Origin of the sequence: Actinoplanes regularis (assembly GCF_900188005.1) — a bacterium.
Lineage (GTDB): Bacteria > Actinomycetota > Actinomycetes > Mycobacteriales > Micromonosporaceae > Actinoplanes > Actinoplanes regularis.
The window spans coordinates 197,783-224,110 of the sequence record NZ_FZNR01000009.1; the positions used below are offsets into that span (position 1 = coordinate 197,783).

The following is a 26,328-nucleotide window of genomic DNA, read 5'->3' on the forward strand; positions in this document are numbered from 1 at the left end:
CACCCCGGTCAGCCGGCCGTGCCGGTGACCGCGTTCCCGGCGCGGGTCACCTGGTAGGTGACCGTGGCGCCGCTCCAGAAGATGAAGGTCAAGGTAACCGGGGAACCGTCGTTGACCTCGGCGAAGAAGCCCGGGGTGAGTTTGATGCCGTTCGCGGCGTAGTCCGGCGAGAAGGCGGCGTCGTACTCCTTGTAGGGCGTCCAGCCGTGGGGACCGGCGTTCGACCCGTCGGCGTAGGTGGCCGTCATCGTGGCCAGGCGGTCACCGTTGAAGGCGGCCGGCAGGCTGAACGCGTCCGTGGTGCCGGTGGCGGCGGAGAGCACGGGCGTGTCGTAGCTGATGACGTCCAGGCGCCACGGCACACCACGGTTGAAGCGGACGGACAGGGTGCTCTTCACCCCGTACGCCCGGTCCTTGAGCAATCGGGTCAGCAACCCACCGGTGAGCGTGAGTTGATCGCCCGACAGTGAGTAGTCGACGCCTCGCCGCAGCGCGGCGCGGCCGAGGTACAGGCCGGCGAAGCCGGTGCCGTTGAGGTTCAGCGTGATCGTCTTGGCGGTGACCGGCGCGGCGGCGGCGTTGAAGACCAGGTCACTCGCCGCAGTGCCGGAACGGGTTCGCCAACCGGAGCTGAGCTGGCCGTAAAGCTCCGGATCGCGCCAGGTCAACGCGGTGCGGTCGAGGTGCTGGCCGTTGTCCCAGAGCATGGTGGTGACCCGGTTGAGCCGGGCCTGGTAGCCGAACAGTTCGAAGAACTTGAGCTTCTCCCCCTGTTCGATGGTGCCGGTGCTGCGGTCGAAGCCGAGCAGGCCGTACTCCCCGATGATCACCGGGATGCCGCGCGCGACGAACGTGTCGCGCACCCGCTGGAACGTGCCGAGCAGATCCTGCTGCGCGGTGGCGTCGAAGCGGTAACCGCCGGCGACGTTCACGCTGAACGGCCAGTAGCCGTAGTAGTGCACGGTGGCGATCAGGTTCGGGTCGCTCAGCGCGGTGAAGGTGCCGGAGAGCTGGTCGAGGTACGCCTGGTCGGCCGAGGTATGCAGGGTGGGGAGCACGAGGAGGCGCTTGGCGTTGCCGCCACCGCTGCCGCGCACGATGCCGTGGAACGACGTGTTCAGCTCGTTCAGCAGAGCCGCGTCGTCCCCGCCGGCCGCGAACTGCGGCTCGTTGACGCTTTCGAGGACCAGTCGCGGCGAGGCGGCGCGGAACTTCGCGGCGACCTGTCGCCAGATCGCGTTGTACCTGGCCAGCACGGTGTCGTGGTCGGCCGGCATGGAGTTGATCCACAGCCAGGAGTCGTGATGAATATTGATCATCACATAGAGGCCGTCATCGAGCGCCCAGCCGACCACCTCCGCGAGCCGGGCCAGCGCCGCCGGGTCGATGGTGTAGTCCGGCGCGGGGCCCAGGTGCTGACTCCAGGTCACCGGGATCCGGATACTGCGGAAACCCTGGGCGCGCAGGCCGGCGAGCAGCTCCGGGGTCACCCGCGGGTTACCCCAGGAGGTCTCGTCGGCGCCGGTGGCGTCGAAGGTGTTGCCGAGGTTCCAGCCGGGCTGCATGGCGGCCACGGCCGCTTCCGCGCTTTTCGGGGCGGCCTGGCTTTTCGGGGCGGCTTGGACACCAGCGGGCACGGCCAGCGCGAAAGCGGCGGCCAGGGCCAGGCTTAGTAACCTGCCGAGCATGGCGCTCCTTCGAGGGGATGGAGGCTTGGTCTCGGAAGATTATGTTCGGTCGCTGAACTATGTCAATCGGCAGACATGGATGCGGGCCACCTCCGGGGGCGGGGGGACAATCGCCTCACCGAGATGGCCCGCAGTGTCCGGCCACATCGCACCCGCTCCGTCGTCGAAGGGATCCCGCCAGCTCGCACATAGGCGAACACTCCGTGTTCAACGCACGGAGTCCAGTACTCGGTGCATTCCGCAAAAAGGCCGACTCGTGGAATGCTGCACCTTTCCCGGAAGCAATTCCGGCGGGCCTCGAGCAGGTCCGGCATGGCTCACTACCTGCAACTTTGCAAGTTGCATGCAGTTTCGCTAACGACCCTCCTTTCTGGAATTGGCACACCGAAATCCCGGGTACGCATTGTCCCGGAGCTATTACAGTTCGTACTCTGTTGGTCAACTGTCATCGATCGACTTGAGTGCGATGAAGCGGGGCAGCCATGCTGATCAAAGTCACTGGCCAGATCACCGACGCGGAGATGCTGGAGGCCGCCTGGGGTCTTTACCTCGAGGCATTCGAGGAGCTCAACTCCCGCGCGGTGCAGCGGCACCTGATGTACCGCTCAGAGTTCGACGAGGTTATGCAGGACCCCCGGGTCGACAAGTACCTGGCCCTGGAGATCGACGGCACACTCGTCGGGCTCTCCTGCTACACCAACAACCTGGACGCCATCCCGTTGATCGCGCCGGCGTACTTTGAACGGCACTATCCCGAGCACTACCACGCCAAACGGATCTGGTACATCGTCTTCGTCGCGGTGAAGCCAGCAGCTCAGGGCCGGGATGCGTTCGCGCAGATGTCCGAGCAGATGTACCTCGTCGCGGCCACCCAGAACGGTCTGGTCGGCCTGGATGTCTGCTCCTACAACGACGACGTACGGCACATGTCCCGGGTGTTCCGGCTGCTGATCGGCCGGCTTTGCAATTTCAACATGACCTTCGAACAGATCGACCAGCAGTCGTTCTGGCTCTACAACTTCCCGGCGGTCGGCGCGGAACATGCCGCCGACCTACCGCGCGCGGCCTGACGCTCAGACCATAGGCATCCTCCACATAGACCACAGCGGAGGCCCGTCGGGCAGATTGATGACGGTGCGGATCCGGTAGCCGTGGCGCAGGTAAAGGTCTCGGTTACGCGGATCGTTGGCCTCCAGGTAAGCCGGGAGACCGGCTTGATCGAGCCGGGCATGGTGGCGCTCGAGCAGAGCGCTGCCGATGCCGCGGTTCTGCGACTCCGGGCGGACCGCCAGGAACGCAAGATAGTGGTGCGGCTCGATCGGATGGTTCTCGTCCAGCGCTAGGTCGAGCTGGCAGGCCCGGTCGAACGCGTCGCCGGCCGCTTCCTTGAGCCGTCGTTCGTAATCCACCGGCGGCGGGATCAGCGACGTGAGCGGGAACCAGAGCGCCACACCATCCAGCCGGCCGGTGTCCGGATCCGCGGTGGCGTAGACCTCGCCGTGTCGGGTCGCGTGCTCCACGAAGATCTCGAAGTATCGGGGAGCCTCCTGACGGCGCACCTCCGGGTCGGCGTGCAGCCAGGTAGCCACCGGGCCGTTACGCATCGCCTCAGCGACAAGATCCGTGATCTCGTCGGTGTCAACCGGGGTGACGTCCCGGATGACCAGTTCCTGGATGGCGTACGTCATCAGATTCCTTTCTCGGTCAAACCCTCACCAGGAGGGGTAGCCACGCGACCCCACCGGTGCCGGCGGCAGCGCGTGCGTAGGGAAGTCGCTCTCGATGGGCTGGAAGTTGACCCGAGTGTCGGCGCCACGGCCGATCGCCGCGTACACCTCGGGACGGATCTTGCGCATGATCAACGCCCAGCAGAAGCCGATCACCGCGATGGCCGCATAGGCCACCGGGACGATCCAGTTGAATATCGATCCGCTGGACACCTGCAGCAGTTGACCGAAACCGATGATGGTCGCGGCCAGCACGATGGAGAGCAGGAGGAAGGCGATGAACGGCGCGACGTATGCCCGCCAGTAGCTCTCCCCCTTCCGCCCACGCTGGAAGAACGCGATGACCGCGGCCGAGGCGGCCCACATCAGGATCAGCACGCCCAGGCCGCCGATGGTGGTCAGCCAGGCGAACAGGTACAGCAGGGGCTCGAGTTTGAGGACGGCGTACACACTGATCACGACGAGCGCGAGCAGGCTCTGGGTGATCGAGCCGAGCAGCGGAGCGCCGGTGCGCGGGTGGGTGTAGCCCCAGGCCGACGGCAGCACACCCTCACGGCCAAGAGCGAACTGGTATCGGGCCACCGCCGCGTGGAACGCCAGCAACGCGGCGAACACGCTGGTCATGAAGAGCACGTAGCCGATGTCCACCAGGGCGCCCGGCAGATGCGGCGCGACGAGCCGGAAGACGAGATCGGTCTGGTGCTCGGCGGCTACCGCGGTGATCCGGTCCGGCCCGGTGCTCACCGACATGGCCCAGGCGGAAAGGCCGCACAGCAGGCCGGCGAGCAACACGGCCAGGTGGGTGGCCCGGGCGATGGTTCGCTTCGGGTCCTTCGCCTCCTCGGAGAGAACCACGGTCGCCTCGAAGCCGACGAACCCGGCGATCGCCAGCACCAGCAGTGAGCCCACCACCGGGGTGAGCATCGGCGCGGGTGACAGCGTCGCGAAGCTGACGTGACCATCGGCCGGATGCGACACCATAACCAGGTCGTAGAGGAGCACGATGGTGATCTCGGCGACCAGTAGCGCGGCCAGCACCTTGCCGCTCAGGTCGACCCAGAGCATGCCGAGCACGGTCACCAGCACCCAGGCGCCGATCGCGCAGGCGTACCAGGACAGGTTGAGCCCGAGTTCGGCGAAGATGCCCGAGGCCGCGGTACCGAAGAGCCCGAACAGACCGATCTGCATCAGCGAGTACGCCGGCAGGGCCACGAACGCGGCGCCGACGCCGACCACTCGCCCCAGCCCATGGCTGATGTACGAGTAGAACGCGCCGGAGTTGACAATGTGCCGGCTCATGGCCACGAATCCGACCGTGAACAGGGCGAGGATGCCGGCCACCACCAGGTAGGCCACCGGAACCGCGGTGCTGCCCTGGATCGCGTAGATCGCCGAGATGGAACCGATGATCACGGTGAGCGGCGCTGCTCCGGCGACTCCGAAGAAGACCACCGAAGCGGTGCCGAGCCGGTTCTGCGCCAGCGCCCGGCTGATGATGTCCGGCTCGCTGGCAGCTTTGCGTTGGATCAGCAACCGGCCGGCCCACTGGTCGGTGTTGTTGTGCCTGAGTTGGTGCCGCCCGACGCTCATCGGCGGCCCACGGTCAGCACCGAGCCGATCGAGGCCTCGGTGTACTCGATGATCTCCCGCAGGTCGCTCGGCAGGCCGAAAGCGGCGTTCGGCAGATACTGGAACGCGTGCGGGTACTGCTCGAAGCCGTAGAGCACATGCCGGGTCAGGCCGGTCGCCGAAACCAGGCTCACCAGTAGTTGATCCACGACGCTCAGCTCCATGCCCCGGACCAGTAGGTTGGCCAGTCGGGTGGAGGCCCAGGCGGCGGCATTGCGTTGCTGCGCGCTGTTCGGCATGTAGGTGATCTGCGGCGAGCTCAGCATCCGGCGGCGCACGATCGGTTCGACCGCGCCGAGGCGCATCAGCCGCTCCCCCACTCGCAATCCCGCGTCCTGGGAGAGAAAAGCAAGCCAGGTACGCACATCACGATGCTGTGGCTGGGCGATAAGAAGATCAAGAATGTCATGTTCGAGCGCGTCCGCCGGCGGGTGGCGATCAAGAACGAATAGGTCGCCGTCGGTTACGCCGATGCGGCCCTCGAGCACCAGTTCTGACAGTAAGGCGGCGGCCAACCCGAGGCCGGTCGCACGAGGATGGAGCCTGGACCGTCCGGTGCGGTCCTCGTGTGCGATCAGGTAGTACTGGTCAGCCAACACTTGCGCCACGCCCCTTAGACGCCAGTTCCAATGATCATTTCGCCTATGTAGCAAACAAGACAGAACTCGATGTCCGTCGCATCATGTCCCCTACATCAAGGTCAATGCAAGAAGTACTAGACTTCTTATTCAGGCCCCGCCGCTCACACCCCTCTTGAGAGATCATCAATTGTCGATCATGAATGGGGGTACCTTGATCATGAGGAACACTCGTAATATCAGCCTCCTCAGCACCTTTAGGGAGTCTTAGGTGTCCGATATCGAGGGTCCGACACTGCGCCGCCGCCGGCTCGGGGTGGAACTCAAACGCTGCCGCGAGGCGGCCCATTTGACCCAGCAGGACGTGTCGCGGCATTTCGAGTGGCACTCCGCGAAGGTGACCCGGATCGAGACGGCGCGGGTGGCCGTGACGCCGCGCGATGTCCGAGATCTACTGACCCTCTACCTGGTCGAGGACGAGGAGTACCGGGAGGCTCTGATAGAGCTGGCCCGCTCCTCGCGTGAGCGCAGCTGGTGGACCGACTACAAGGACATCATGCGGCCGGGGAACTTCGTCGGGATGGAGGCCGCCGCGACGTCCATGCGGTGCTGGGAGCCGATCCTCATTCCCGGCCTGCTCCAGACCGAGGCGTACATGCGAGCTCTGATCAGTACCGGACGATCAGCCGATCCGCCGCAGCGCATCGACCGGCGTATCTCGCTTCGGCTGACCCGGCAGAGCCGGCTGCAGGGCGAGCACCCGCTGGAGCTCGCCCTGATCGTCGACGAATCGGCGATCCGCCGCAGGATCGGTGGCGAGGACGTGATGACAGCGCAGCTCGAGCATTTGATTGAAACAGCTAAATTGCCAAATATTTCGCTGCAGGTCTTGCCGTTCAGCGCTGGTGAACATTCGTTCCTGGGCGGCCCTTGCACCCTTTTGGAATACCGGGATACCACCCATTTGGATGTTGTCTATCTCGAAGGTCTTGCGGGAGACTACTACGAGGAGCAGCCGACTGAGGTTGCCCGGTACAGGCAGGAGTTCGAGCGATTGAGCACGAGGGCGCTCGACCATCGCACCACCATAAAGATGATCGAGAGTCTGCTCGGCGCTTAGCGACTCCCGAAACAATCTCATGATGGAGGGAGGTGCACGAGTTGCTCGCGCACCAGCTCAACGGTGCCGTCTGGAGAAAAGGCAGTCGCAGCAACGGCAACGGTGGTAACAACTGCGTCGAGGTCGCGTTCATCGACGAGGGAATCGCCGTCCGTGACAGCAAGAACCAGACAGGCCCAGCTCTATTGTTCACGTCGGCGGAGTGGACCGCCTTCGTGGACTCTGCCAAGGACGGCGAGTTCGATATCGCTTAGTGAGCCTACCGACAGGCTCGCACCGATGGGAAGAGCCCGATTGAACTTCTTCGGCTCTTAATCCAGGGAAGCCGCAGCACCCGAGGGGTGTTGCGGCTTTCTGCATGGTCGTTACCAGTCACGATCAGGCGCCGTTGACATAGAAGTTGGCCGATGCGAGGGTACGTGCACCGTAGATCGATCGGTGACGATCCCGCCCATCCGCCGGGCTCCGTCGCCCGACAGAAGGGACGACCCCCCATGCGCCTACGTCGCGTAGTCGCCGCCGTGGCCACCACCCTCGCGGCCACCACCGCAGTCCTCGCCGGCCCCACCCCCGCACAGGCGGTCGCCGCGGTGACGCTGGCCAACACCATCTCCCTGAGCAACTGCTCCGCCTCGCTGGTCCGCTACCCGACCTCGGTCAGCACCGACCGCGCGATGATGCTCACCAACGGACACTGCTACGAGGGCGGCCTGATCCCCGCCGGCACCGTCTTGCAGAACCGCACCAGCAGCCGTACCGGCTCCCTGTTGAACAGCAGCGGCCGGGCCGTCGCCACGGTCCGCGCGGACCGGATCCTGTACGCCACGATGACCCGCACCGACGTCACCCTGTACCGGCTCACCAGCACGTACGCGACCCTCTCCAGCAACTACGGCGCGACCGCGCTGACCATCTCGGCCAGTCACCCCACCGCGGGCTCGAGCATCACCATCCCGTCCAGCTACTGGAAGCGGATCTGGAACTGCAAGATCGACAGCTTCGTCTCCACCCTCCGCGAGGACGAGTGGACCTGGCGTGACTCGATCCGGTACGACACGAACTGCGACACCATCCACGGCACCTCCGGCTCCCCGATCGTCGACGCCACCAGTGGTCAGATCGTCGGCATCAACAACACCGGTAACGACGACGGCGAGATGTGCACCCTGAACAACCCGTGCGAGGTCGACGCCAACGGCACCACGCACGCATACCAGGGGCAGAGCTACGGCGAGCAGACGTACTGGTTCAACACCTGCCTGACCAGCACCCGGACCATCGACCTGACCATCTCCGGCTGCCTGCTGGCCAAGCCGTAGCCGTCCGCGCCCGGCCGGCGGTCCCCCGGCCGGGCGCGGCCAGGTCGTCCCCCGATCGCCGCCGGACGGATCAGGCGACCCGGGCGACGGGATGAGCCGCCTGGGCGAGCTTGACCGGCTCGGCGGGGAGCAGGTGCCGGACAGCGGTGGCGTAGGCGGACGCGAGGATCGCCTCCTGGCAGAGGCGTTGCCAGTCCCGGCGGGCGACCTGGGCGTCCCGCCAGGCGAGCTTCTCGGCCTCGAGCGCTTGCTTCCAGACGGCCTCCAGATGGGCGGCGGCCGCGCCCTGGATGACCAGCTCCTGGTCGACCGGGTGCAGCCGGGCGTCCCAGCCGCCGCGCCCGGTGAGGGCATCCGCGACAGCGCTGGTCGGCAGCTCGCCGCGCTCGGCGGCGGCGCGGACCGCGAGGTGCAGGAAGCGCTCGCGGTCGGCGTACTCGGCGGGGCTCTGCCCGGTCGCCGGGGTACCGAAGACCGCCGCCGCCCGGCTGCGCCGCATCCGCGAGTCGGCCGCCTGCCAGGCCCGGAACGTGGCATCGACGCGAACGCCCGCCGCCTCCCAGTGCTCCTGCCAGTGATCCGCGACGTACCCGGCCTGATCCGCGGCGACCCGTACCTCCTCGGCGTAACGGACTCCTCGTACCGCCTCGATCTCGCGCCGGAGGCGCTCTTCGCGCCGCTTCGCGGCCCGGCGGAAGAAACGGCCGGGTGCGGAGCCGGCAGCCGGACCCATCGGCGCGGAAACCCGCTCGGAAACCGCGGCGACGTCCGCGGAAATGGGATCGGTCGCGTCGGGGACGGCATTCCCGAAAGGCTCGTCCTCGGCCGGGAATCCGGCCGGAAACTCGGCGCCGAACGCGGCGTAGGCCAGGGTCTCATCGCCGGCGGACGCCGCGAAGAGCCCGTCCGCCGGCCGGCCGATCAAAAACGCACATGCGTCGATCAGTGCCCGGCCCAGATTGTGCACGCTTGCCGGGCTGGCGAGGACCAGCACGGCCGGGATGGTGGCTAGCCACAGGGCGCCCCAGATCGCCACCGGGGCCGGCTCGTGCAGCAGCATTTCGGCAACCATGCTCATGAGTTCTTCCGTTTTCGCTCGTCTGGGGATTCCGCTGGCCGGGCACGTGCGCGAGACCTCGAGACGACCGGTGGACGGCCGTTCTCCTCGGTTCAGGCAGCGGTGCGAGGCGGCGCCCGGGAGCCCGTGGCCCCGGCCGAGCGCTGTACGAACAGGACGCTCGTGCGGTCCGCGACCACAGGGCCCGCGACCGGCTCGGCGAGCGGAGCGACTTCCTCGGCCGGCGCGGCTGAGGCCGGGCTGGCCGCGGCCGGCGCGACGGAGGCCGGCGCGGCTGAGGCCGAAACGGCGGCGGCCGGCGCGACGGAAGTGGTGGAGGCGGAGGAGACGGTGACCGTAGCGGGAGCGGAGGTACCGGAGGCGACCGGGGCGAAGGTGGCCGGGCTCGCAGGAGCCGCGAAAAGGGCCAGCAGCAGCGCCAGCAGCGCGGGCAACGACCGGAGCACCGAGGTGCGTCCCACGGTCGTCATCATGGTTGTCAAGGTAACGGTCCGCCCTGGCCGGCCCGGGGATGCGGGGCGCGCCGGGCCGCCGGTTTCACCCGCACGTGGCGCGTGGCGCGCCGACTCCGGCCCGCCGGGATGGGGACCCGAGCCGGCCCCTTCGCCCGCAGGGGACCGGCCCGGGCCGTCAGCGCCGGGCAGCGGCACGGTTCGAGACAGTATGGGGGATTTCCGGGCGGATCAGAATAGGTATCACCGCTACGCGGGGCGAACGCCGCGTATTACACCAGCGCGAGCACTGTCGTAAGGCATAGTGGCACTAATTCACATCGATGCCGACAACTGTTACTTTGCGGTAACCAAGCGAGGAACAGGTGTCGGATGACCGCTGACGTGCTCACCACCCTGGTCCACGCGCTGGCCGCCGATTCCCGGCTGGTGGACGACGTGATGGCCTCGGCGCGGGCGCAGTCCCCCGAGTCGGCCCGCCTGCCTCCGGCGGAGAGCCGCCGGCACGTGGCCGCGCTGATCACCGCAGGTTGCCACGCGTTCCCGCGCGCCGGCGAGCCGGGTGACGCGGACTTCGCGGACGCGCGGCGGTTCGGGGCGGAAGGGGCGGCGCTCGGCGTGCCGGTGGGCGCGCTGCTCTCCGCGGTCCATGGTGGACGCAGCCGGATCCTGGAGATCGCCATCACCCGGGGCCGGGCCGCCGGACTGCCGGATGACGTGCTGCTGCAAGGCCTGTTGCGGCTGGACCGGTACGGCAACGCCCTGGAACGGCACGTGCTGGACGGATACCGGACGGCCGAGCGGCAACTGGACCTCGATCGGCGGGCCGGCCGGATCCGGCTGCTGCGGCACCTGTTGCTCGGGCCGGACGGGAACGAGACCGGCGCGGAGCTGGGGCGGTTCGGACTGACCGCCGAGGGGCGTTACCACTGTGTGGTGTCGGATGCGGCGGATCCCGCCCGGGTGCGGGGGCTGGAGCAGGCGTTCGCCCGCTGCGGTGGCGTGCTGGCACCGGTCGGCGGGCGGCTGAGCGGGCTGACGCCACGGCTGCCCACGCTCTCCGGCACCTCTTCGCTGATCGTGAGCACTCCGCCCGTACCGGTGAAGAACGCCGCGGCCGCGTACCGCCTCGCCCTCGCCGCGTTGCAGGCGGCTCGCGCCCGCCGGGAGACCGGCCCGCACGCGGTGACCGAACTGGCCGGGGAGACGGCCCTGGCCGAGCAGCCGATGCTCGCCGGTTTCCTTCGGGACGAGCTGCTCGGGGCGCTGGACCCGGCCGACGACTTTCATCGGGATCTCGCCGGGACGGCGCTCGCCTATCTGGATCGTGGGCAGCGGCTGGACCTGACCGCCGGATCGATGCATCTGCATCCGAACACGGTCCGGTACCGGCTGCGGCGGTTGCACGAGCTGACCGGGTTCGGGGCGGTGGGTGAGCAGCTCACGGTGCTGGAGACGGTGCGCTGGTGGTGGGCGTTGTGGGCCTGGCGCGAGGCCGGCCCGGAGGCCGGCCTCGGCTGAGACCACCAGCTGTCACCAGGTACGGAAGTCGGCCTGGGTCTGCGCGTTGAACTGCCGGGTGCGGAACCATGCCGCGCCACGGAGCCTGCGGTCGTCGACCTTCAGCACGTCCAGGCCCTTCTGGATGTCACTGGAGTAGACGAAGCCGTTGTACCAGTACGCCGACCAGGAACCGCCGAGAACCAGGCGCTCGGTGCTGAGCGGCCCACGCTCCCAGTAGGCGATCTCCACCGGCTTGCGGGAGTCGGTGAAGTCCCAGATCGAGATGCCGCCCTGATACCAGGCCTGCACCATGACGTCCCGCCCGGGGACCGGGATCAGCGAGCCGTTGTGCGCCACGCAGTTCTCGGTCGCGGCGTTCTCCCGCGGGATCTTGAAGTAGCTGCGGAACTCCAGCTTGCGGTGCTTTCCCCGGCCGACGATGTCGTAGATCGCGTCAGCGCCGCGCTCCGGACCGACCGTGGGGTTGCAGGTCGCGCCGCCGCCGCCGCCCAGCTCGTCGGTGAAGACCACTTTGGAGCCCGAGTTGTTGAACGTCGCCGAGTGCCAGAACGCGAAGTTCGTGGTGTCCCGGACCTTGGCGATCACCTTGGGCGCCACCGGGTTCGAGATGTCGAAGAGCGCGCCGTCGCCCATGCAGGCGCCGGCCGCGATGTCCCGCTGCGGGTACGCCGTGATGTCGTGGCACCCGGTGGTCGCCGAGCTGTCCTCGTCACCCTCGTAACCACCGTCCGGGAAGAGCACCGGCGTCGCCACCACGGCCGCGGCGGCCGGGTTCCGCAGCGGCACCTTGACGATCGAGATCTTGTCGTGCGGCAGCGCGCAGTTCGGCACGCTCGCGCGCGACAGGTTGTACGACGAGACGTACAGGTAGACCGACCGGTCCCGGCCCTTGCCCGGCACCAGCGTCTGGGTGTGCGAACCGCAGTCGGTCTTGACCGCGGCGAGGTACCGCGGGTTCAGCGGGTCCTTGACGTCGAAGACCTTGATGCCCTCCCAGCGCGGGGTCTCCGCCGGCGCGCTGCCGGGCACCGCGGTGCTGTTGCACGAGTCGTCGGTGCGCTGCGAGTCGGTGGCGACGAAGAGCAGGTCGCCGTAGATCGACAGGTCGTTCTGCGAGCCCGGGCAGACCACCTGGGCGGCGACCTTCGGGCTGCGCGGGTTCCGGATGTCGTAGACGGTGAAGCCGTTGTAGTTACCGCCGAACGCGTACGTCCCGCGGAAGGCCCAGTCGGTGTTGTAGGAGGTCTCGGTGGCGAACGGGCCGGTCTTGTCCAGGTGGCCGACCTGGGCGATGTTCGGGCTGCTGACGATCTCGTCCACCGCGGGCACGGCGGTCGTGTCGGCCCGGGCGACGTCGGGGATCACCAGGGCAAGCATGATCCCGATCGCGGCCAGCCCTCGTGAGGCCAGGTGCTTCATGGAGCTCCTTCCGGCTGCGAGTCACCGGCAGGCACCACATGTGAGCGTGCACGCACCACCAGCGACATCGATGATGTTGGTTACCATACCGCCGGGGAGGAATTCATGAACCGTCACCATTGGACAGTCCTGGCCACCGCGGGGGTCGCGCTGCTCAGCGCGGGCGCGATCGCGTTCGTGGCCTGGGCGCCGGGCGACACCCCCGACAGCACGCCGACCACGCCACCGGTCCGAGTGGTCCTACCGGGACGCCCCGGCGAGTCGGCCGCGGTGTCGGATTCCGATCAGGTGCGGGCGCCGGACGGATCGGCGTACAACTCCATCGATGTGGCGTTCGCGCAGATGATGATCGCCCATCACGCGCAGGCGATCGAGATGGCCGGGCTGGCCACCGGCCGGGCCGGCGCCGCCGAGGTGCGCAACCTGGCCGGGCGGATCAGCGCCGCCCAGCAGCCGGAGATCGACGTACTCCGGTCGTGGCTGCGCGATCGAGGGAAGCCGGAGAGTGATCCCGGCCACGATCACGCCGGGATGCCCGGAATGCAGACCGCGTCCGCGATCGGCGAGTTGACCGCGGCCCGGGGCGCCGACTTCGACCGGCGGTTCGTGACCATGATGATCGCCCACCATCGCGGCGCTCAGCAGATGGCCGGCGATCTGCTCCGCGGCGGCACAGATCAGAGATTGTCGGAAATAGCCAATGAAATGGCGGTCGAACAGGGCAGCGAGATCCGCCGATTGGACGATCTGTCACTCAACGGATAGACCCGTTTGACGTCGCCTGCCACCCTGTGATCCGCCGACTGAAGAACAGGAAAAATTCATGGGGAACGGGTTCATCGAAGCGACGCTGAGCTTCCCCACCGTTCTCCTCACACCATTGCTGGTTCTCGTCATCGGTTACTGGATCGTGGTGATCGCCGGCGGCGCCGACCCGGAGGCCGGGCACGGTCACGGGGAGTTGCTCGGGCTCCCGGTTCCGATCTTCGTCTCACTGCTGGCGGCGCTCGCCTGGTTCGGGACGCTCGCCGGCAGCCAGTGGCACGGTTTCCTGCCGCTGTGGGTCGTGCCGGTCGCCGCCCTGATCGTCGCCGCGATCGTCACCCGGCTGGCCGCGATCCCGCTGCGCAGGCTGCTGCCGGACGGGCCGGACGCGTCCCGCGCCGACTTCGTCGGCCGCACCTGCGTCATCCGTACCGGGCGGGTGACCGAGACCTTCGGCCAGGCCGAGGTCCACGCCGCCGACGGATCGTCGGCGATCGTCCAGGTCCGCCAGACCGGCGCGGACGAACTGACCGCCGGCACCCTCGCCCTCATCTACGACGCCGACCCCGAAGGCGAGTTCTTCTGGGTCGTTCCCGCTGATATCGCCAAGAAAGGCCTTTGATGGACGTTGTCTCCACCGGATTCGGTGTGCTCCTCGCCGTTGTCGTGCTCATCGCGATCGGCGTGCTGTTCTTCCTCAGCCGGATGTTCCGGAAGGTGGAGCAGGGCAAGGCTCTGATCGTCTCCAAGGTGCGCCGGGTCGACGTCACCTTCACCGGCGCGGTGGTGCTTCCCGTTCTGCACAAGGCCGAGATCATGGACATCTCGGTGAAGACGATCGAGATCTCCCGCACCGGCCGGGAGGGACTGATCTGCCGGGACAACATCCGCGCCGACATCCGGATCACCTTCTTCGTCCGGGTCAACAAGACCACCGAAGACGTGATCAAGGTGGCACAGGCGATCGGCACCGGCCGGGCCAGCAACGAGGCGACGCTGCAGGAGCTGTTCAGCGCGAAGTTCTCCGAGGCGCTGAAGACCGTGGGCAAGCAGCTCGACTTCATCGACCTCTACACCAAGCGCCACGACTTCCGGGACCAGATCATCGAGGTGATCGGCACCGACCTGAACGGGTACAGCCTGGAGGACGCGGCCATCGACTTCCTCGAGCAGACCCCGGTCACCTCGCTCGACCCGAAGAACATCCTGGACGCCCAGGGCATCCGGAAGATCACCGAACTGACCGCGATCGAGGCGGTACGCACCAACGACTTCCGGCGCAACGAGGAGAAGGAGATCACCCGGCAGGACGTGGACGCCCGCGAGGCGATCCTCGAACTGGAGCGCCGCAAGGCGGACGCGGAGATCAAGCAGCGCCGGGAGATCGAGACCATCCGGGCCCGTGAGGAGGCCGAGATCGCGCTGGCCCGGGCCGAGGAGACGCTTCGCTCCGAGTCCGCCCGGATCAAGACCGAGCAGCAGCTCGGCGTCCAGTCGGAGAACAAGTCCCGGGAGATCGCGGTCGCCGAGAAGAACCGCGAGCGGGTCATCGCGATCGAGAGCGAGCGCATCGAGAAGGACCGGATGCTCGAGGTGATCAGCCGCCAGCGGGAGACCGAGCTCTCCACGATCTCCAAGGACAAGGAGGTCGAGACCGAGCGGCGGACCATGGCCGAGGTGATCCGGGAGCGGATCGCGGTCGAGAAGACCGTGGCCGAGCAGGAGGAGAACATCAAGCGCCTGCGGGTCGTCGAGGAGGCCGAGCGGACCCGTCAGGCCGTGGTCATCAACGCCGAGGCCGAGGCGCAGGAGGCCCTGGTCAAGGACATCAAGGCGGCCGAGGCGGCGGAGGCCGCGGCCAAGTTCAAGGCCCGTGAGCTGCTGCTGCTGGCCGAGTCCCGGCAGCAGGCTGCCGAGCTGGACGCCCGCGCCAAGATCCGGCTGGCCGAGGGCACCCAGGCCGAGGCGGCCGCGGCCGGCCTGGCCGACGTCCAGGTCCGCGAGCGCAACGCCGAGGTGATCGAGAAGACCGGTCGCGCCGAGGCCGAGGTCATCGAGAAGACCGGCCTGGCCGAGGCCGCCGTCGAGCGCCAGAAGGCCCTGGTCGCCGCCGAGGCGATCAAGGAGAAGCTGAAGGGCGAGGCCGAGGGTCTCGAGCAGAAGGCCGGTGCGATGGCCACGCTCGACGACGTCACCCGGGCGCACGAGGAGTACCGACTGCGACTGGAGATGGAGAAGGAGATCCGGCTGGCCGGCATCAACGTGCACAAGGAGATCGCCGAGGCGCAGGCCATGGTGGTCGCGGCCGGGCTGGAGAAGGCCGACATCGACATCGTCGGCGGCGACTCGGTCTTCTTCGACAAGCTGGTCGGCTCGATCACGCTGGGCAAGAGCATCGACGGGTTCGTCGAGCACAGCTCGGTGGTGCAGGGCCTCGGCGCCCGCTACCTGAACGGTGACGGCGACCTGGCCGAGGACCTGCACAAGCTCGCCAGCTCGGTGTCCACCGCGGATGTGGCCAACCTGAGCGTGGCGGCGGCCGTCGCCAACCAGCTCAAGAAGGACCAGGCTGAGTGACCGAGGCGAACATCGACGCGGGCACCTACGAGGTGCTCCGGGCCCGGCTCGGCGCCAAGGCCCGGGAACTGGCCGAACGGGCCGAAGCGCTGAACGCCCGCCGGGTCGAGGTCTTCGGTGCCCAGCAGACCGAACTGCTGGGCGCCGAGCGGATCCGGACCGGTAACAACTGCGTGCCGGTCGACGTCGCGCCGGCCGGGGAGGCGCTGCTGTTCGGCGCGAACGCGTTCCTCGGGATGAAGGCCGAGACCTCGGTGGACGACGTGTTCGCCGTGCTGGATCGGCAGTTCCAGCCGGTCCAGCAGCCCGGGTTGCTGGACGACCCGAATTTCCGGCGGGACTTCGCCGAGCTGTACCGGTACTACAAGGAGACCCGGCTGCGGCAGTTGCGCCGGGTCGAGGGACTGCTGCTCGCTGTCTTCCAGACCGGGGCGCGGGCGGACGACCTGAAGGTGCTGCGCTGGCGGGTCGGGGTCGACGGGTCGGTGACGTACCAGGACGCGCGCGGTGAACGGGACCACGTGCTGCCGCCCACGCACGACTTCACCTGGACGGTCACCACTCGCGAGCAGCACGTTCTCGGCCGGCACCCACACGTTTCGATCGAGGACGAGGTCTTCGTCGAGGCGGTCGGCGGCACGCTGACCGTCAAGGTGGAGAACAACACCGAGGACGGCGAGGGCGTCTACTCCGAGCCGGTGGACGAGCCGCTGCAGAGCCTGGCGGACGCGGAGATCGCGTACGCCCGGGTCGGGCCGTTGATCCTGCTGCGGGTGCTGCCCTACCAGGAGACCGTGCACCGGCACCTGGTGTTCAACACCCGCACCCGGGACGTGCGGCGCCTCGACGGGATCGGGCAGGCGTGCCGGCGGCTGCCGGAGGACCAGGGCGTCATCTTCCCGGGCGGGTACTACCTGGCCACCGGGATGGCGAAGACGTTCGACCAGGACACCGCCGGGCTGGCCTTCGAGCGGGTGATCCGGTCGGTCAACGGCGAGGACGTGCTGCACGTCTTCCACGACGCCGGGTCCGGGCGGTACCTGCTGCTGCCGTACAACGTGATCCGCAAAGAGGTGGCGACGCCGATCCCGGGCCACGGCTACGCGATCTTCGACGACGGCACGCTGGTGGTGCTGCGCAGCCCCGGCGACGAGCCGTCCCGCGTGCACCCGGTGCAGGTGTGGCAGACGCCGTACGTCTCGGACGCCCACGCCGCGGCCCAGCCGCCCGGCACCGGGCCGCTCGACCGGATCGGCAACGCGGATCTGGTCCGAGGCATCGCGGACGCGCTCTCGGTGACCCGGATGGTCGACGAGATGTCCGCCGCCGGGCCGGTCTTCGAGGCGATCATCGCGGCTTGCACCCGAGCCTTCGACACCTACCACTGGCTCGCCGACCCGGAGCTGGAGAACCTCGCCGAGCCGCTGGCCGAGGCGCGCGCCGCGGCCACCCAGGTGCTCGACGAGTTCGCCTCGGTGCAGGCCCTGACCGCGCAGGCGGCGCAGGCCCTGGCCGAGGCCGAGGCGACCGCGGACGCCCTGATCCGGCGGGCCGCGTCGGAGGCGCCGACCACGACCGGCGGCTGGGTGAGCCGGCTCGCCGAGCTGCGCCGGGAACGCGGCAGGCTGGCCGGGCTGCGGGAGCTGCGCTACGCGGACGTCGCCCGGCTCGACGAGATCGCCGCGTCGCTGGTCACCGCCACCGACGAGACCGCCCGGCGGGCCGTGGAGTTCCTGCGCCGGCCGGACGCGTTCGCCGACTACCAGGCCGGCGTCGAGGAGCTGGCCACCCAGGCGGCGAACATCAGCACGGTGGCCGAGGCGGAGCCGATCGGCGAACGGATCACCGAGCAGTCCGACGGGCTTCAGGTGGTGACCGATGTCGTCGGCGGGCTGGAGATCGCCGACGCGACCGTGCGGGTGTCGATCCTGGAACGCATCGGCACAGTGCTGGGCGGGCTCAACCGGGCACGAGCCACACTGGACGGTCGTCGCCGCGAGCTGGCCGCGATCGAGGGCCGGGCCGCGTTCGCCGCCGAGTTCGCGCTCTTCGGCCAGTCGGTGTCCGCCGCGCTCGCCGCCGCGGACACCCCGGAACGCTGTGACGAGCACCTGGCCCGGCTGATGGCCCAGGTGGAGACGCTGGAAACCCGGTTCGGCGAGGTCGACGACTTCGGCGAGCGGCTGGGCGGCAAGCGCACCGAGGTGTACGAGGCGATCGCCGGCCGCCGTCAGGCGCTGCTCGACGAGCGGGCCCGCCGCGCCGACCGGCTGGCCGAGTCGGCCCGCCGGATCCTGGACGCGGTCCACCGCCGGATCACCACGCTCAATGACCCGGACGAGGTCAACACGTACTTCGCCACCGACCCGATGGTCGCGAAGGTCCGGACGGTCGCGGACGAGCTGCGCGCGGCCGGTGACACGGTCCGCGCCGAGGAGCTGGAGGGCCGGCTCAAGGCGTCCCGGCAGGAGGCCGGGCGGGCGCTGCGCGACCGGCTCGACCTGTTCGACGGGGACGGGATCCGGCTGGGACGGCACACGTTCGCGGTGAACAGCCAGGCGATCGACCTCACCCTGGTCCCGCAGGACGACGGGCTGGCGTACGCGATCACCGGCACCGACTACCGCGCGCCGATCGACGACCCGGCCTTCGCGCTGACCAGGGATTTCTGGGACCAGCCGCTGATCTCCGAATACCGGCACCTCTACCGGGCCGAACATCTGGCCGCGGCGATCCTCGCCGCGGATCCGCCGGCCGCGGCCACCGCGCTGACCGAGGGCACGTTGCGGAATCTGGTGCGCCGGGCCGCCGAGGAGAGATACGACGAGGGGTACGAACGTGGCGTGCACGACGCCGACGCCACGGTGATCCTGGACTCGTTGCTGCGGATGTACGCCACGGCCGGCCTGCTTCGCTACCCGCCCCGGCAGCGGGTCGCCGCCCAGCTCTTCTGGGCCTACGGCGCGACCGCCGAGCAACGCCACTCCTGGCAGCTGCGGGCGTCGTCGCTGATCCGGGTCCGCGCCATGTTCGGCTCCGCCGGCCCGGCACTGGACGAGCTGTGCGCGGAGCTGACCGCGGCCGCCTCGGCCCATCTCGGCGCGGCGGGACTGGCCGGCGCCGGGGTCGCCACCGGCGAGAACGGGATCGGCGAATACCTGGTCGAGGAGCTCGCCGCCGACCCGGCCGGATTCGTCACCAGCGCCGGTGCGCGCACCTTCCTGGACCGCTTCCACCGGGAGCTGGGTGGCGCGCAGGCGCCCGCCGCCCGGCAGTACTCCGACGACCTGCACGCCCTGGCCGGTGACCCGGCCGCCCGGCGGCAGCTGGTGCACGCCTGGCTCGAGGCGTTCCGGGCGGCCAAACCGGATGCCGGTGACGTCGCCGACGTGCTGGAGGCGGTCGGGGTCGAGGTCATCGGCACCGCGCTGACCCGGTACGACGTCGCCGCCGCCACCAGCGAGACGGTCGGTGGGCTGCTCGGCGTGCACCCGCGGATCACCGACGGCCGGCTGGAGGTGCGCCTGGACGCGCTGCTGGACCGGGCACGGCACTTCCGGGAGAACCGGATGCCGGCCTACCGGGCGTACCAGAAGCAGCGTGCGGCGCTGGCCGCCGCCGAGCGGGACCGGCTCCGGCTCGACGAGTTCAAGCCGCGGGTGATGACCACGTTCGTCCGCAACCGGCTGCTCGACGACGTCTACCTGCCGCTGATCGGCGACAACCTGGCCCGTCAGCTCGGCGCGGCCGGGGACGACAAGCGGACCGACCGGTCGGGCCTGCTGCTGCTGATCTCCCCGCCCGGCTACGGCAAGACCACCCTGATGGAGTACGTCGCCGACCGTCTCGGGCTGGTCTTCGTCAAGGTGAACGGGCCGGCGCTGGGGCACGGCGTGACCTCCCTGGACCCGGCCGACGCACCGGACGCCACCGCGCGGCAGGAGGTCGAGAAGATCTCGCTGGCCCTGGAGATGGGCAACAACGTGTTGCTCTACCTGGACGACATCCAGCACACCAATCCGGAGCTGTTGCAGAAGTTCATCTCGCTCTGCGACGCGCAGCGCCGGATGGAGGGTGTCTGGAACGGCCGGACCAGGACGTACGACCTGCGGGGCAAGCGCTTCGCGGTGTGCATGGCGGGCAACCCGTACACGGAGAGCGGCCGCCGTTTCCGGATCCCGGACATGCTCGCCAACCGGGCCGACGTCTGGAACCTGGGCGACGTGCTGGCCGGCCGGGAGGACCTGTTCGAGCTCTCCTACCTGGAGAACGCGCTGACCGCGAACACCGTCCTGGCACCGCTCGCCGCGCGGGACGGGAACGACCTGCCGCTGCTGATGCGGCTGGCCGAGGGCGACGAGACGGCACGGGCGGACCGGCTGTCGTACCCGTACTCGGCGACCGAGCTGGACCAGATCCTGGCCGTGCTGCGCGGGATGAAGCGGGCGCGACGGGTCGTGCTGCGGGTCAACCAGGCGTACATCGCCTCGGCCGCGCAGGCCGACGCGAGTCGCACCGAGCCGCCGTTCAAGCTGCAGGGGTCGTATCGCAACATGAACAAGCTGGCCGAGCGGATCGTTCCGGCGATGAACGACGACGAGCTTGAGCAGGTGCTCGACGACCACTACCTGGGCGAGGCGCAGACCCTGACCGGTGCGGCCGAGGCCAACCTGCTGAAACTGGCCGAGCTCCGCGACCGGCTGGACCCGGCGCGGGCCCAGCGGTGGGCCGAGGTCAAGGCCGGGTTCCTGCGGGAGCAGGCGCTCGGCGGAAGCGACGCGGATCCGATGGTCCGGGCCGCCGGCGCGGTGGCGCTGGTGGCCGACCGGGTCGCGGGGGTGGAGGCCGCGATCGGCCGGCTCAGCGGCTGACTCAGCTCGCGGAGATTCCGGCGGCCAGCTGGGCGGCCTGCCCGGCCAGCGCGTTGAACCCGGCTTCGCTGATGTCACCGTCGTCGTGCAGGTCGGCCAGCTTCTCCGCGAAGTCCTCGAGGCGGTCGGCGGCCTTCTCCTTGTCGTTCTCGCGCAGCGACGAGGAGACCCGCCGGAGCCGCCCGGAAAGTGCCCGGGCATCGCCCCGGTCCAGCTGGTCGGCCCGGACCAGGACACCGATCTCCCGCTGCATCTGGCCGAGCACCGTCCCGACCCGGACCTGCTGGGTGGCGACCGGCTTGGCGGTGGTCGGCCGGGTGCTCGGCGGCTTCGTGGTCGCCTCGCTGGTCGCCTCGGTCAGCGGCTCGGTGGTCTCCGTCCGGAGCACCTGCGCCGAGGTGGCCGGGGCGGCCGCCGGGGTCTGATCGTCGTCCGAGCCGGACATGGCCCAGTAGCCGATCGCGAACAGCAGGAACGCGCCGGCCGAGCCGAGCACGATCAGGCGGCGGCGGTTGGCGGTCGCGTACTTGTCGCGCGGGGTCACCGTCGGCAGCGCGGCCGTCTGCCAGTCCGGCGCGGACGGGCGGGGGTCATACATGTCGGGCACGGCCGACATCATGCCCAGCCCGTGCCGGACTCGCAAGATTCGCTCACCCGGCCGTCACCAACGGACCGGCAGTCCCTCCAGTCCGCGCAGCAGCAGACCGGGCCGCCAGCTCAGCTCCTCGGGCGGCACGGCGAGCCGCAGTCCGGGGTAGCGGTCGAGCAGCGCGGTGAACGCGATCTGCCCCTCCAGCCGGGCCAGCGGGGCGCCCAGGCAGTAGTGGATGCCGTGCCCGAAGGCCAGGTGGCCGGGGCTCTGCACCCGGTCCAGGCGCAGTTCGTCAGCGGCCAGGAACTGCTCGGCGTCCCGGTTCGCCGAGAGCAGGCCGATGATCACGGGGTCACCGGCCGGGATGGTCACCCCGCCGATCTCCAGCTCCTCGTTCGCGATCCGGAACGTAGAGGTCTTGAGGGGTCCGTCGTACCGGAGGAATTCCTCGATGGCGCTCGGCAGCAACTCACGGTCGGCCCGCAGCCGGTCCCACTCCCCCGGATGGGTCAGCAGCGAGTAGACGCCGTTGCCGATCAGGTTGACGGTGGTCTCGTGACCGGCGACCAACAGCAGGAAGACCATCGAGGAGAGCTCGTCCTCGGTCAGCCGGTCCTCGGCGTCGCGCACCTGGATGAGCCCGGAGAGCAGGTCGTCGCCGGGGGTCCGGCGGCGCTCGGCGAGCAGGGCGTGGATGTACTTCACCATCGACTCGATGGCCGAGGCCAGGTTCGGACCGGCCTCCGAGCCGGCAACCACCGCGTTCGACCACTCGCGGAAGTCGTCGCGGTCCTCCATCGGGAGGCCGAGCAGCTCACAGATGACCTGGATGGGCAGGGGGAACGCGAAGTCGTCGATCAGGTCGGCCCGGTCCTGGCCGTCCAGCCGGTCCAGCAGGTCGGTGGCGATCCGCTCGATCCGTGGGCGCAGCGCCTCGATCCGGCGGGTGGTGAAGGCGGCCGAGACCAGGCGGCGCAGCCGCGTGTGGTCCGGCGGGTCGACGGCGAGCATGTGCTGGGAGATCGCGGCGCCGATCCCCTCCGACATCGCCGAGGCCGGGGCGGCGCCGGCCGTCCGGGAGCCGCCGACAGGCTGGTCGGAGACCATCGAGGAGGAACGCTTGGAGAGTCTCGGGTCGGCCAGCGCGCGGCGGGCGTCCTCGTAGCGGGTCACCACCCAGGCGTGCACGCCGGACGGTAGCTTGGCGCGACGGACCGGGCCGGTGCGGCGTAGCTCCGCGTACGCCTCGTGCGGGTCGCCATGGAAAGCCGACGTACTCATGTCGACGAGTTCCTGCGTCATCGCTTCCTCCCCCGAATGCCGGAATCGAATACTGACGATACCGGGATTCGGGGGAACGAATCCCCCCATCCGGGGTCCGATCTCGCCGCGTCGTCGTCAGAGCGGGCGGGCCTGCTGTTCCGGGGCGTAACGGGCGAGCGTGAGCTGCTCGCAGAGACTGATCAGGGTGTAGAGCGCGATCGACGCGACGGTCACGATGGTCACCGCGGTCCACATACGATCGAGTTCGAACGTGGTGACCGAGGCGAGCATGAGATAGCCGAGCCCGCTGCCGGTCGCCAGCCACTCGGCGAGCAGCGCGCCGATCAACGCCAGCGGCGCGGCGACCCGGAGCGCGGCGAAGAGCGCCGGTAGGGCCCCGGGCAACTGGACCCGGAGCAGGGTGACGAACGGCGCGGCGCCGTAGGCCCGCATCAGGTCCAAGGCCGATTTCGGTACGGCCCGCAGCGCCAGTGACACGTTGACCAGCACCGGGAAGAACGTGACGATCCCGGCGATCACCGTGACCGCGAGCAGTCCCCGGCCGAAGATCAGGGCGATCAGCGGGGTCATCGCGACCAGAGGCACCGCCCGCAACGCCATCGCGATCGGCAGCAGGGTCTGCTCGACGCCGCGCCAGAGCGTGAAGGCGACCGCGGTGACCAGCGCGGCGACCGTCCCGCCGACCAGACCGAGGATCGCGTCGACGGCGGTGACCCGGCTCGCCTCGCGGAGCAGATCACGTTCCGCGGAGTTGGCCGGGTCGGTGAGGTAGCGCCAGACGTCGAGCGGGCCGCGGGTCAGGAACGGGTCCAGCCGCAGGCCCTTGACCAGCAGTTGCCAGACGGCACAGATCACGACGGCGGAGAGCAGGGCCCCGCCGAAGCCTCTGGCGGCTCTGCCGGCGACCCGGCGGGCCACGTGCCGCTCCAGCCCGGCCCGCACGGTGGCCGGGGTCGGGCCGGCGCTCATCGGGCCGCCCTCGGGGCCCAGGGCGTGAGCAGCCGGCCGATCAGGGCGGTCAGGCCGTACGCGGCGCCGGAGAGGGCGGTCGCGACCAGGGCGATTCCCCAGGTCCGTTCGACCGCGAGGCTCTGCTGCGAGTTGATCATCGCGACTCCGAGTCCGGATTCGGCGCCCAGGTACTCGCCGATGATCGCGCCGAGCATGGCGGCCGGGGCGGCGATCCGTAGCCCGGCGAAGAGGCTGGGCAGGCAGGCCCGCAGGCGTACCCGCCACAGCTGGGTCCACTTGCCGCCGCCGTACGCACGGATCAGGTCGAGGCTGGTCCGGTCCGCGCCGCGCAGCCCGACCAGCGCACCGACCAGCGTGGTGAAGATGACCGACAGCGCCGCCAGAATGACCTTGGGAGTGTCGTCGCTGAAGAGCACCGCCAGCACCGGCCCGATCGCGATCACCGGCAGGCAGTAGCTGACCAGCGCGAGCCGCAGCAGCGCCTGCTCCAGCAGCGGGACCTGCACCAGCGCCACGGCCAGCACGATCGCGATCGCGTTGCCCCAGAGCCAGCCCAGCCCCGCCTCGCGCAGCGTGGTCTCGACGTTGGGCAGGTAGAAGCCGAATCCGTCGTCGTGGAGTTGCCCGAGGACCGCGGTCGGCGGCGGCACCGCACGGCTGTCGGCGAAGGCCGTCCGGCCCAGAAGCTCCCAGGCGGCCAGGAGCGTGAGCAGCCCGGCGGTGCCGAACGCCCACTGCGGCGGCCTTCTCATCAGACCGGCTCCTCGGCCGGAGCCCTGCCGAAGAGCAGCGCGCTCAATTCGTCCTCCAACTCGTGGAACCGGGCCGTGCGCATCATCTCCGGGGTGCGCGGCCGCGGCAGGTCGATCTCCACCTGGGCGACGATCCGGCCGGGGCGGGCGCTCATCACCGCGACCGTGTCGGCCAGGAAGACCGCCTCGGCGATCGAGTGGGTGACCAGCAACGTGGTGGTGGCCCGCTCCGTCCAGATCCGCTGCAGTTCCAGGTTGAGCCGCTGGCGGGTCATCTCGTCGAGCGCTCCGAACGGTTCGTCCAGCAGCAGGATCCGCGGCTCGACGACCAGCGCACGGGCGATCGCCACGCGTTGCCGCATGCCGCCGGAGAGCTGGGCCGGCCGGGCCTGCTCGAAGCCCTCCAGGCCGACCAGTTCGATCAGGTCGGCGATCGTCCGGTCGTCCACCTTGACCCCGCTCACCTCCAGCGGCAGCCGGATGTTGGCCGCCACCGAACGCCACGGCAGCAGCGCCGCGTCCTGGAAGGCGATCCCGAGGTGGTGCTCGCGCCGGGTCGTGGCCGGCGCCTCGCCATGCACGAACACCTCGCCCGAGGTGGGCTTCTCCAGGTCGGCGAGGATGCGCAGGATCGTCGACTTGCCGCAGCCGGACGGCCCGAGCAGCGCGACGAACGCACCGGCCGGGGTGTCCAGGTCGACGTCGTCGAGCGCGGTGACGGTCGACCGGCGGATCGTGAACTGCTTGGTCAGGCCGCGCAGCACGATCCCCCGGTCGGTCCTGCCGGTCAGGACGCCGCTTTCAGCGTGGGGCTCCCGGCGTACAGCTCCTTGATCAGGGAGAGGTCGAAGAGCTGCTCCCTGGTGATGACCACGCCGCCGAGCGCGAGGGTCCGGAGGGTCTCCTCGATCTTCTCGTCGGTGATCGTGAAGAGACCGTTGGCCTTGGTGTCGTCGGTCTGCACGACGGTGTTCTGGGCGGCCGACTCGAGCGCCTGCTCGGCCTCGTCCAGGCCGAGATCCTTGCCGTACCTGGTGGCGGCCAGGTTGGCGCCCAGCTTCGGGTCGGCGAGCGAATCGGTCCAGCCCCGGATGTCGCCGGTGAGGACCGCCTTGAGCTTGTCCCGATCGGCGGTGAGGCTGGACCTCTTCACCACGTAGACCTCGGAGACCATCGGGTAACCGTGGTCGTTGAGCAGCATCGTCTCGGTCTCGACGCCCTTCACCTTGAGCAGGTTGGGCTCGTTGGTGAAGAACGAGAACCAGCCGTCGACCTCCTTGGACACCAGCGGCGACGGGTCGAACTGGGCCGGCACCTTGGTGATCTTGCTGGGGTCGAGGTCGTTGGCCTTGAGGAAGGCGTTCCAGACCGGCTCGTTGGTGGCCTGCACACCGATCTTCCTGCCGATCAGGTCCTGCGGCGTCCTGATCGGGGTCCCGGCGAGGCTGACGATCGCGAACGGGTTCTTCTGGTACTGCGCGCCGATCACCACCAGGTCGGCGCCCTTGAGGATGGCGGCCGCGGTGATGTCCGGCGAGGAGATGCCGATCAACGCCTTGCCGGAGGCGACCACCGCGTCCTGGCTGACGTTCGGACCGCCGGACATCAGGTTGACCGAGCTGAATCCGGCGTCCGTGTAGTACCCCTTGGTGTCGGCGATGTAGGCGCCGGCGAACTCGACGTTCTTCACCCAGGAGAGCTGGTAGTTCAGTACGCCCAGGCTCTTGGCGCCGCCGGAGGTCTCCTTCGCGGTGTCGTCGCCGCAGGCGGCGAGGAGCGCCGAGGAGAAGGCCAGGCCGGCGCCGCCGCGCAGCAGGGCGCGCCGATTGATGTTCGCAGTCACGCGGTGCTCACTTTCCCTCAGGGAGGGCCCGACGCTAACCAGGGGCTGTTTCGCCGCAGTTTCGGCGATCAGACCGGGGTGTAGCGCTCTACACCTGCATGTTTCGCAAGGTGTCGAATCGGTCGTGAGCGATTGGCG

At 69.3% G+C, this 26,328-nt stretch carries 22 protein-coding genes; 9 read left to right on the plus strand and 13 right to left on the minus strand.

All coding sequences use genetic code 11. The annotated features are described in order from the left end of the window. Positions 1-8 precede the first annotated feature (8 nt). Positions 9-1,688 carry a cellulase family glycosylhydrolase gene (locus CHC09_RS24025; protein ID WP_143232501.1) on the minus strand — a complete coding sequence of 560 codons (1,680 nt, stop codon included), beginning with the start codon at positions 1,686-1,688 and terminating at the stop codon, positions 9-11. 482 nt (positions 1,689-2,170) lie between these two features. On the opposite strand from CHC09_RS24025, the gene CHC09_RS24030 reads away from it, so the two are divergent. Then, a complete protein-coding gene (locus tag CHC09_RS24030) occupies positions 2,171-2,758 on the plus strand; it encodes a hypothetical protein (protein WP_089295431.1) in 588 nt (195 codons plus the stop codon). Between the two features lie 3 nt (positions 2,759-2,761). On the opposite strand, the gene CHC09_RS24035 is transcribed toward CHC09_RS24030, so the two are convergent. The 3 genes from CHC09_RS24035 to CHC09_RS24045 are packed head-to-tail and all read right to left on the minus strand — an operon-like array spanning position 2,762 to position 5,652. Beyond that, on the minus strand, positions 2,762-3,376 hold the full coding sequence (locus CHC09_RS24035) for a GNAT family N-acetyltransferase (protein WP_089295432.1): 615 nt from the start codon (positions 3,374-3,376) through the stop codon (positions 2,762-2,764). A gap of 24 nt (positions 3,377-3,400) precedes the next feature. Continuing rightward, on the minus strand, positions 3,401-5,005 hold the full coding sequence (locus tag CHC09_RS24040; RefSeq protein WP_089295433.1) for an APC family permease: 1,605 nt from the start codon (positions 5,003-5,005) through the stop codon (positions 3,401-3,403). Then, positions 5,002-5,652 carry a GOLPH3/VPS74 family protein gene (locus CHC09_RS24045; RefSeq protein WP_239138486.1) on the minus strand — a complete coding sequence of 217 codons (651 nt, stop codon included), beginning with the start codon at positions 5,650-5,652 and terminating at the stop codon, positions 5,002-5,004. The genes CHC09_RS24040 and CHC09_RS24045 overlap by 4 nt, the downstream gene beginning before the upstream one ends. A gap of 241 nt (positions 5,653-5,893) precedes the next feature. Here CHC09_RS24045 and CHC09_RS24050 point away from each other — a divergent pair, with 241 nt between their 5' ends. From CHC09_RS24050 to CHC09_RS24060, 3 genes are all read left to right on the plus strand, one after another. Beyond that, on the plus strand, positions 5,894-6,742 hold the full coding sequence (locus CHC09_RS24050) for a helix-turn-helix domain-containing protein (RefSeq protein WP_089295435.1): 849 nt from the start codon (positions 5,894-5,896) through the stop codon (positions 6,740-6,742). A 41-nt stretch (positions 6,743-6,783) separates the two neighbouring features. Further along, positions 6,784-6,996, plus strand: a complete 213-nt coding sequence (locus CHC09_RS24055) for a DUF397 domain-containing protein (protein ID WP_089295561.1) — start codon at positions 6,784-6,786, stop codon at positions 6,994-6,996. Between the two features lie 240 nt (positions 6,997-7,236). Further along, complete coding sequence (locus tag CHC09_RS24060; protein ID WP_089295436.1) at positions 7,237-8,061, plus strand: S1 family peptidase; 825 nt, start codon at positions 7,237-7,239, stop codon at positions 8,059-8,061. 70 nt (positions 8,062-8,131) lie between these two features. Here CHC09_RS24060 and CHC09_RS24065 read toward each other — a convergent pair whose 3' ends face one another. Beyond that, positions 8,132-9,139 carry a hypothetical protein gene (locus CHC09_RS24065; protein ID WP_143232503.1) on the minus strand — a complete coding sequence of 336 codons (1,008 nt, stop codon included), beginning with the start codon at positions 9,137-9,139 and terminating at the stop codon, positions 8,132-8,134. Between the two features lie 92 nt (positions 9,140-9,231). Next, a complete protein-coding gene (locus CHC09_RS24070; protein WP_089295438.1) occupies positions 9,232-9,612 on the minus strand; it encodes a hypothetical protein in 381 nt (126 codons plus the stop codon). A 351-nt stretch (positions 9,613-9,963) separates the two neighbouring features. Here CHC09_RS24070 and CHC09_RS24075 point away from each other — a divergent pair, with 351 nt between their 5' ends. Continuing rightward, positions 9,964-11,112 (plus strand): RsbRD N-terminal domain-containing protein, encoded by a 1,149-nt coding sequence (locus tag CHC09_RS24075; RefSeq protein ID WP_089295439.1) that lies wholly within the window; start codon positions 9,964-9,966, stop codon positions 11,110-11,112. Between the two features lie 12 nt (positions 11,113-11,124). Here the strand turns inward: CHC09_RS24075 and CHC09_RS24080 are convergent, their stop codons facing one another. Further along, on the minus strand, positions 11,125-12,534 hold the full coding sequence (locus CHC09_RS24080; protein WP_089295440.1) for an LVIVD repeat-containing protein: 1,410 nt from the start codon (positions 12,532-12,534) through the stop codon (positions 11,125-11,127). A gap of 105 nt (positions 12,535-12,639) precedes the next feature. Between CHC09_RS24080 and CHC09_RS24085 the strand changes: the two genes are divergently transcribed. Genes CHC09_RS24085 through CHC09_RS24100 form a run of 4 tightly spaced genes read left to right on the plus strand, consistent with a single transcriptional unit; the run spans position 12,640 to position 20,747 of the window. Continuing rightward, complete coding sequence (locus tag CHC09_RS24085; protein WP_089295441.1) at positions 12,640-13,299, plus strand: DUF305 domain-containing protein; 660 nt, start codon at positions 12,640-12,642, stop codon at positions 13,297-13,299. A 58-nt stretch (positions 13,300-13,357) separates the two neighbouring features. Next, on the plus strand, positions 13,358-13,921 hold the full coding sequence (locus tag CHC09_RS24090) for an OB-fold-containig protein (RefSeq protein ID WP_089295442.1): 564 nt from the start codon (positions 13,358-13,360) through the stop codon (positions 13,919-13,921). Further along, entirely contained in the window at positions 13,921-15,876 is a 1,956-nt protein-coding gene (locus CHC09_RS24095) for a flotillin family protein (protein WP_089295443.1), read from the plus strand. The genes CHC09_RS24090 and CHC09_RS24095 overlap by 1 nt, the downstream gene beginning before the upstream one ends. Further along, positions 15,873-20,747: a DNA repair ATPase gene (locus CHC09_RS24100; RefSeq protein ID WP_089295444.1), complete on the plus strand. Its 4,875-nt coding sequence runs from the start codon at positions 15,873-15,875 to the stop codon at positions 20,745-20,747. The genes CHC09_RS24095 and CHC09_RS24100 overlap by 4 nt, the downstream gene beginning before the upstream one ends. A 1-nt stretch (position 20,748) precedes the next feature. On the opposite strand, the gene CHC09_RS24105 is transcribed toward CHC09_RS24100, so the two are convergent. From CHC09_RS24105 to CHC09_RS24130, 6 genes are all read right to left on the minus strand, one after another. Next, complete coding sequence (locus CHC09_RS24105) at positions 20,749-21,345, minus strand: FIMAH domain-containing protein (RefSeq protein WP_373871950.1); 597 nt, start codon at positions 21,343-21,345, stop codon at positions 20,749-20,751. Between the two features lie 63 nt (positions 21,346-21,408). Then, complete coding sequence (locus tag CHC09_RS24110; RefSeq protein ID WP_179277255.1) at positions 21,409-22,641, minus strand: cytochrome P450 family protein; 1,233 nt, start codon at positions 22,639-22,641, stop codon at positions 21,409-21,411. Between the two features lie 96 nt (positions 22,642-22,737). Continuing rightward, positions 22,738-23,592, minus strand: coding sequence for an ABC transporter permease (locus CHC09_RS24115; protein WP_089295446.1), 855 nt, complete (start codon positions 23,590-23,592; stop codon positions 22,738-22,740). Continuing rightward, positions 23,589-24,347: an ABC transporter permease gene (locus tag CHC09_RS24120; protein ID WP_089295447.1), complete on the minus strand. Its 759-nt coding sequence runs from the start codon at positions 24,345-24,347 to the stop codon at positions 23,589-23,591. Before CHC09_RS24120 ends, CHC09_RS24115 begins: the two co-directional genes overlap by 4 nt. Then, complete coding sequence (locus CHC09_RS24125) at positions 24,347-25,111, minus strand: ABC transporter ATP-binding protein (protein WP_089295448.1); 765 nt, start codon at positions 25,109-25,111, stop codon at positions 24,347-24,349. The genes CHC09_RS24120 and CHC09_RS24125 overlap by 1 nt, the downstream gene beginning before the upstream one ends. A 23-nt stretch (positions 25,112-25,134) precedes the next feature. Then, positions 25,135-26,190: an ABC transporter substrate-binding protein gene (locus tag CHC09_RS24130; protein ID WP_089295449.1), complete on the minus strand. Its 1,056-nt coding sequence runs from the start codon at positions 26,188-26,190 to the stop codon at positions 25,135-25,137. Positions 26,191-26,328 lie beyond the last annotated feature (138 nt).